The sequence below is a fragment of the Roseiarcus sp. genome (genome assembly GCF_052145395.1).
In the GTDB taxonomy this organism is placed as follows: Bacteria; Pseudomonadota; Alphaproteobacteria; order Rhizobiales; family Beijerinckiaceae; genus Roseiarcus.
In genome coordinates, this window is the sequence record NZ_JBKQOT010000398.1 from 1 (window position 1) to 7761 (window position 7761).

Annotated in this window: 7 protein-coding genes; all 7 read left to right on the top strand. The window is 64.3% G+C overall.

What is annotated here, in order from left to right; genetic code table 11:
* Positions 1-133: 133 nt before the first annotated feature.
* The 7 genes from ACLP25_RS13300 (at position 134) to ACLP25_RS13330 (ending at position 7629) form a co-directional block, all read left to right on the top strand.
* On the top strand, positions 134-1159 hold the full coding sequence (locus tag ACLP25_RS13300; protein ID WP_442469668.1) for a sugar ABC transporter substrate-binding protein: 1026 nt from the start codon (positions 134-136) through the stop codon (positions 1157-1159).
* A 69-nt stretch (positions 1160-1228) separates the two neighbouring features.
* Complete coding sequence (locus ACLP25_RS13305) at positions 1229-2251, top strand: ABC transporter permease (protein ID WP_442469669.1); 1023 nt, start codon at positions 1229-1231, stop codon at positions 2249-2251.
* A gap of 34 nt (positions 2252-2285) precedes the next feature.
* Complete coding sequence (locus ACLP25_RS13310; protein WP_442469670.1) at positions 2286-3767, top strand: sugar ABC transporter ATP-binding protein; 1482 nt, start codon at positions 2286-2288, stop codon at positions 3765-3767.
* The gene (locus ACLP25_RS13315; protein ID WP_442469671.1) at positions 3764-4720 is read left to right on the top strand and encodes an ABC transporter permease; all 957 of its coding nucleotides are present in this window, start codon (positions 3764-3766) and stop codon (positions 4718-4720) included. The genes ACLP25_RS13310 and ACLP25_RS13315 overlap by 4 nt, the downstream gene beginning before the upstream one ends.
* Positions 4721-4933: 213 nt before the next feature.
* Positions 4934-5869, top strand: coding sequence for an ABC transporter permease (locus ACLP25_RS13320; protein WP_442469674.1), 936 nt, complete (start codon positions 4934-4936; stop codon positions 5867-5869).
* A complete protein-coding gene (locus tag ACLP25_RS13325) occupies positions 5866-6630 on the top strand; it encodes an ATP-binding cassette domain-containing protein (RefSeq protein ID WP_442469672.1) in 765 nt (254 codons plus the stop codon). The genes ACLP25_RS13320 and ACLP25_RS13325 overlap by 4 nt, the downstream gene beginning before the upstream one ends.
* A gap of 84 nt (positions 6631-6714) precedes the next feature.
* Entirely contained in the window at positions 6715-7629 is a 915-nt protein-coding gene (locus ACLP25_RS13330; RefSeq protein WP_442469673.1) for a sugar ABC transporter substrate-binding protein, read from the top strand.
* Positions 7630-7761: the final 132 nt, after the last annotated feature.

Here is a 7761-nt window from a genome sequence, read left to right on the forward strand (position 1 = left end):
CGCAAGTGGTCTTTTATGGAGAAGAAACGGTTCGAGCAATACACATTCATCGCGGACGTGCTGCGGCTGTAAAGAGACTGCGGCCAACTTCCGTCAGCGGCGACCAAAGACGATCACCAAGGGAGGAATCGCCATGATCGACAGCGAAGCGACCGCGAAGGGACGCCGGGATTTTCTCAAGAGCGTGGCGCTCGGCTCCGCTGCCCTGACGAGCGCAGGAAGCGCGCTGCTCGGGAACTTCGACAGCGACGGGTTGGGCGTCTCCCGCGCCCGCGCTCAAGGCACGCGTTACAAGATGGCGTTCATTCAATGGCAGCCGCACACGGTTCCTGCCGCTTGGTCCAAGGGAATCGAGGAGGTCCTAAAGCCGCAGCAGGTCATCGACTACGAACTGCTCGACGGTCAAAACAAGGTCGAGGTGCAAGCCAGTCTCATGGACGCCCTGATCAGCAAGGGGACCTCGATCATCTTCCTGCAGCCTATCGACTCTGTCGCGCTTGCACCGTCGATCGCCAAGGCCAAGCGCGCCGGCATTGCGGTCATCACCCTCAACATCGACGCCACCGAGGCGCATGCCGCGCACGTCGAGATGAACCACTACTACGGCGCAATGGACATCGCCAGGACAATGGGCGAGGCCATGCAAGGCAAAGGCAAGGTCGCGATTCTCAACGCTCCGCCAGGCATCATTATCCGCGATCAGCGCACCAGCGGTTTCGTCGACGGACTGAAGAAGGACCATCCGCAGATCGAGGTCGTTGCCGACCAGGTGGCCGATTGGGACCGCAAGAAGGCCCAGGATGTGCTCCGCACGATCCTTGCCGCCCATTCCGATCTCGGCGGCGTCTATGGCGTCAATGACTCGATGGCGCTCGGCGCGGTCGATGTCGCCAAGGAGAAGGGTCTAATCGGCAAGCTCGTCGTCTTCGGCAACGACGGCGAGGTCGCAGCCCTTGAGTCGATTGAGGCTGGCGAACTCACAGGCACGCAATATACCGACGTTTACCAACAAGGACGCCTTGCCGCGGCCGCGGCGACGGTGCTGACGACCGGCGGTGTCCCGGCGACGGCGTTCGCCCATCAGGCGCATCTCCTGATGCCCTATGTCATCACGACCAAGAAGAATGTGGCCTCGATTCAGCCGTCTCAGCGCTGGTAGCCCTCTGCGGCGCTGCGGGCCGTGGCGCGCCGCGGCGCGGCCCGACCTCTCGTGACGAGCCTCCGTCCCGTGACGCTCCGCCCCGCGACCGCAGCGCTCATTTTGTTCTTTGTGGCGACCGTCGCTGTTTTCGGCGTGATCGCGCCCCGCTTCGCCACCGCGACGAACGCCGAGAACCTCATGTCGGGATTCTCGTTCGCGGCCATCCTCGCCATGGGACAGGCGTTTCCGATTCTGGTGCGCGGCATCGATCTCTCGATCGGCGCCATCGTCGGAGTCGTGGGCATGGTCGTGTTCGACTTGGCGCAGATCCTGCACGCGCCAGGCTACCTGCTCGTTCCCGCCGCGATCGCCGTCGGGACGCTGGCGGGTGTCGTCAACGGCGTCCTGATTGTCTTGCTCAGGCTGCAGCCGTTCATCGCCACGCTCGCCACGCTCGCCGCCTACCGCGGCTTCATCTACGCGATCTCCGGCCGCCAGCTCGTGCCCGGGCTCACCACCACGCCGATCACCGACCGATGGATCACCGGCATCGAGAGCTATTTCGACGTCGGCGGCTGGCTAGGACTCTCCAGTCTCGTCGCCTTGCCGTGGTTTCCGTTTTCCTTTTTCATCATGTTGGCGCTGCTCGCAGTCTTCCAGACCCTATTGCTGAAGACGCGATTCGGGTGCGATCTCTACGCTGTGGGAGGCAACCTCGAGGCCGCGCGCCTGGCCGGAATTAGCACCGGCAGGACTGTCGTCGCGGCCTACGCGATGGCCGGCTTTTGCGCAGCCGTCGCGGCGCTGATCATGGTGGCGCGTTTCACGACTTCAACGGAGGCGCTGGGGACCGGCATGGAGCTCACCGCCATCGCGGCGGCGGTCATTGGCGGGGTAAGTCTCAGCGGTGGCGTCGGCTCCATGTTCGGCCCGGCCCTCGGGGCCTTTCTCCTCGGAGCTGTGCTGCTTGGGCTGACGCTGATGGGTGTGCCGCAGTTCGTCCAGCAGGTCCTGACCGGGGTTATTCTGCTTGCGGCCGTCGGCTACGACCGTCTTTTGGCGCTGAGGCGGCAGCGCCGCCTTGCCGCCAACCTTGCCGAAGCCGCCTGACATGGCCGAGACGCCTCTTATTCGCGGTATTTCCTTGACCAAGGTCTATGGCCATCTGGTCGCTTTGAGAGAGGCGAGTCTAGCGGTGACCGCTGGCGAGGCGCGTGGATTGGTCGGATCCAACGGCGCGGGCAAATCGACACTCGTCAAGATTCTCACCGGCGCCGTCGCGCCGACGCGCGGCGCAGTCGAAATCGCGGGCGAAACGGCGCCGCTCGGCGACCCCAAGGAAATGATCCGCCGCGGAGTCGCCTGCATCTACCAGCACGCCAATCTCGCGCCGGCGATGTCGGTGCTCGACAACATCTTTCTCGGCCGGCAGCCGACGCGCCGTCTCGGCTTCGTCGACGGCGCACGCCAGCGCCGCGAGGCTCTCGCCCTCCTCGAACGCCACGGCCTCGTGCTCGACCTCGACGCCGCGGTCGGCAGCCTACCGACGGTGAAGCAGAAAGAGGTCGAGATCATGAAGGCGCTCGCGCTTGATGCGCGCGTGATCCTCATGGACGAGCCAACCGCCTGGCTCGCCGCCTCGGAGGTCGCCAGGCTCCAAGCGACCATTCGCATACTTAAGGCGCGCGGGGTCGGCATTGTCTACATCAGCCACGTCCTCGACGAGATTTTCGCCGTCTGCGACACGGTGACGGTCATGCGCGACGGCCAAGTGGTGGCCGAAAGCGCTGTCGCCGACATAGACCGTCCGCGGGTCGTACACCTTATGGTGGGCGAGAAGCTCGCGCGCGAATCCGAGCAGGCCGCGCAACAGAGGCGGCGCGCTCGCGGTTCGGGCGAAATCCGGTTGAGCGCGCGCAATCTCAGTAAGCGCGGCGTCTTCAAAGATGTAAGCTTCGATCTTTACGCGGGCGAGATCCTGTGCGTCACCGGGCTGATCGGGTCCAAGCGGACCGAGTTGGTGCGGACCCTGTTCGGCTCTGACAGCTTCGACAGCGGCGCGCTTGAGGTCGACGGCCGGCCGGCGGCATTCTCCTCCCCCTCGCGCGCGATTGCGCGGGGAATCGGCTTTGTTCCCGAGGATCGCCGCCGCGAAGGCCTCATGCTGGACATGACTATCACCGAGAATCTGGTCATGGCGACGCTGGACCGCTTCCGCAATGGGCTGCTCCTGCGCCGCGCCCGCATGGCCGAAGCTGGCCGGCGCGCGATATCGAGCCTATCGATTCAACCTCCCGATGGAACGCGGCCGATCAATCTGCTCTCGGGCGGCAATCAGCAGAAGGTGCTGGTCTGCAAATGGCTCGTTCGCGCCCCGCGCATTCTCATTCTCGACGAGCCCACGGTCGGCGTCGACGTGGGGGCCAAGGCGGAAATTTATGCGATTCTGAGGCGCGAGCGCGACCGAGGCGCAGCCGTGCTCGTCGTGTCCTCCGACCTCGAAGAGGTCATGACCGTGGCCGATCGGATCGGCGTGATGGTCTCCGGGCGGCTCGTCGCCGTGCACGATGCGGACGCCGTTCGGATGGACGAGATTGTGCGCGAGATCGGAATGGGCGCGGCATGAGCGCCGGCAGCGCCGTCACCCCGTCTCACTTTAGGGGGTGGATCGCATCGAACGCGCTGCCGATCGCGATCCTGGCGATCGTGATCGTCTTTTCGGCGGCGCAGCCCGCGTTCATCGGTCCCGACAATCTCATCGGAATTGTGCAGCAGGTCGCCCTCGTCGGGATCATGGCAACCTGCACCACCTTCGTCATCATGACGGGCGGTGTGGACCTGTCGGTCGGGCCGGTGCTCGCCGCCGCCGGTCTCGTCTCCTACTATGCGCTCGAGGCCGGCCTGCCGCTCGCGCTTGTCATTCTCGCGGGGCTTTCAATCGGCGCGCTGGTGGGCCTGGCGAACGGCGCGACGATCGCCTTCCTCGAGCTGCCGCCGATCATCGTCACGCTCGCGATGCTGAGCATCGCGCGCGGGTCGGCGCTGATCCTCGGCGGGCCGGGGCAGCATCTCATCCGCGAGCAGCCCGAATACAGTTTCATCGGCGCCGGCAATCTCTTCGGCCTGCCCGTCCCGGTGTACATCTTCGTGCTCGTGGCGCTCGTCATGATCTTCGTCCAGCGGCGCACGCCGCTCGGTCTCCTGGTCGCCGCGATCGGCGACAACGAACGCGCCGCCTATCTAAGCGGACATCGCACCCGTGGGACCAAGACGCTCGTCTACGTCATTTCTGGTCTTGGAGCGGCGCTGGCTGGAATCATCCAGTCGTCCCAGGTGCATACGGCGCTGGCGACCTATGGGCCTTTTGGCACGGAGCTCGACGTCATCGCCGCCGTTGTGCTGGGCGGAACCAGCATCATGGGAGGGAACGGCTCGATACCGCGCACTCTGCTCGGCGTGTTCTTCCTCGGCGTCGTCAACGACGGCATGAATATTCTCAACGTGCCGATCGACATTCAGCTCATGGCCAAGGGCGCAATTATCGTCGCGGCGCTTGGCTTTGCGGCCCGCAGAAACTGACATTTTGTTGGATGTTGGCTTTTCCCCATAAAAAACAGTTGACGGACTGCGCGATAGTTGGTCTTTTGTCCATAAGAGACATCTAGACGGCGACCCATGAGGGGAGCGGTGAGCAATCGTCAAGGAGCGGCTCAGATTTCGACACTGCGCGATCGCACGAGCGGGGGACCGGCTGTTTCGCTGGCCCTCCGACTGCTGAGCTTCGGTCCGGTGCTGATCCTCATTCTATTAGCCGCGGCGATCAGCCAACTGACCCCCAATTTTCTCAAGCCGGTCAATATCGGCAACATTCTCGCGCAGACAGCGGTGATCGCCATCGTGGCGATTGGACAGCAGCTGGTTATCCTGACCCGAGGCATCGACCTTTCGGTCGGCGCAAATCTCGCGCTCGCAACCGTGATCGGCGGCCTGGTGTTTCGCAGCCATGATTCCGCGCTGCTCGTGGCGCTAGCGATGTTGGCCTCCGCCACGCTCGTCGGTGCAATCAACGGGGTTGTCTTCGTCTATGGCCGCTTGCCGCACCCCTTCATCATCACGCTCGCAACGCTGAGCATCTGTCGCGGTCTCGCGCTCGAGCTCGCAGTCGGCCACACCACGATGCGGGGAATGCCCAACTGGATTTCCACGCTTGGCGGCTCGGAAACCTTCGGCGTGCCGAACTCCTTCTTCGTCGTGCTGGCGGTCGCGCTCGCGGCGCTCATAATGACCAAGGCGATGGTTTGGGGCCGCTGGATCTATGCCGTCGGGGGCAACGCGGAAGCAGCGCTCGAGATGGGCATGCCAGTCAAGGGCGTATTGGTTTCGACCTACGTCCTCTCAGGATTTTGCGCTGGTATAGGAGCGGTCGTTCTCGCAGGCCGCACGGGCGCAAGCTCGCCGCTGTACGGCAATCTGCTCGAACTGGACACCATAGCCGCCGTCATCATCGGCGGGGCGAGCTTTCTCGGCGGGCGCGGGCACATTGGCCACGCGCTCGTCGGTGCGGTGATGATCGGCGTCATCCGCAATGCGCTCAATCTGCTCAGCGTCGACGTCTTCTTCCAGATGATTGCGATCGGCCTCATGATTGTCGTGGCTGTGGAAGCCGACGTGCTGCGCAGCCGCCTGGAGGCTCGGGCGCGGTCGATTCAGGCGGCGAGGTCCCAATGAATCCGGCCTCGATCGCCCCGGTTCTCTCCGTGCGTCAGGCCGAGAAGCGATTTGGCGCGGTGCAGGCTCTCAATGGCGTGAGCCTCGAGGCGTTCGGCAGCGAAGTTCTCGCCTTGCTAGGCGACAACGGGGCAGGCAAATCGACGCTCGTCAAATGCATCAGCGGCGTCTACGCGCTCGATGCGGGCGAGATCCTTCTCGACGGCGCGGCCGTTCCGATCCACTCCCCGGCGGCGGCGCGCCGCGCCGGAATCGAGACGGTTTATCAGGACCTCGCGCTGTTCGACAATCTGACCGCGTCCCAGAACTTCTACTGCGGTCGTGAGATCGCATTCCCAGCCTGGTTGCCTCGGGGACTCCGATTCTTGAGCGGTCGCACGATGGATCGCGAGGCGGCCGCAATTCTCGAGCGACTGAGGGTCAAACTTCCGAATCTCGATGCGCCAGTTGCGCTCATGTCGGGGGGTCAACGCCAGGCCATCGCGGTCGCGCGCGCGAGTGTGTTCGCGCGCAAGGTCGTGATCCTCGACGAACCGACCGCCGCGCTGGGGGTGCGCGAGTCGCGTAAGGTCCTCGACCTGATCGCGCAGCTCCGCACGGAAGGGAGCTCCGTCATTCTCATTACCCACAACATTGAGCATGTGGTCGAGCTCGCCGACCGCGCCATCGTCCTGCGCCAGGGGCGCAAGGTCGGGGAGCTGAAGCCGGACCGCACGAACCAGAAGGAACTCGTCGCCCTGATTGTGGGGGCGGAAGCTTAATCAGGTTTCGCCGCATCAAACAGCGGTGAAAGCGAACGTCGCTCCGCCCCGGAGCGGCCTCTTCGAAGCAAGGGAGGAACCAACATGAGAATGACAGCGCTGCTTGGCGGCATCGCGCTCGCCGCGGCGATCGCCGGGCCCGCCCCGGCGGACCAGCCAATCAAGCTCGGCTTCATTACAAAGTTCCCGGTGCCGTTCTTCGCGACCATGGAAAACGCCGCCAAGGCCTATGCGGCGGCGCATCCCGGCGTAGAGATCATCTACGGCCAGGGTGCTTCGGCCACTGACATCGAAGGACAGATCGCGCTCATCGAGTCCATGGTGACCAAAGGCGTGCAGGGCATCGCCATTACGCCGGTCGATCCCACGGTGGCGACAACGCTGGACAAGGCGGTCGCCCAGGGCGTCAAGGTCGTTCTTATGGACAACAAGATTCCCAACTGGAAAGGCCAGACCGCGCTTGCGACCACGAACAATCTCGAAGCTGGCAAGATCGCCGGAGCCTACCTCAAATCGGCGCTGAAGGACGGCGACACGCTTGGCATTCTCGAAGGCGTGCCGGGCGTGCCCGCTCTCGATGATCGCGTGAACGGCATGCTCGAAGGCTTGAAAGGCGTGAACGTCAAGATCGTGGGCAAGGGCGAAACCGACTGTCAAGAAGAGAAAGGGATCAACGTCGCTCAGGATATGCTGACCGCGAACCCGCATCTCGTGTCGATCTACTCCGCCTGCGGTCCGCCCGCCGCGGGCGCGGCCCAGGCGATCAAGAACGCCAAGCTCGATCACCGCGTCATTCTGGTCGGTTTCGACTTCTGCTGCGGCGAGGCGGAAGCCATGGCCGCCGGCATCGAGGACGCCTCCGTGGCGCAGTTCCCGGCGAAGATGGCGGAACTCGGCGTGGACGCGCTCGTAAGGGCCATCAAGGGAGACAAAGTGGAGTCGCTGATCGACTCGGGCGCGGCCCTAGTCACCAAGGCCAACATGGACAAGTTCAAGTGAGACGAGCGAGGGCCGGCGAACCGCCGACCCTCCCTTTCGCCGACGCCGCTGCGCAGGCGCTCAACAAAGCGAGGGCGCCGCGTCCGGCGCGGGAGTCAATCCGGCGGCCTTTAGAGAACGGGCGGCGTCCGG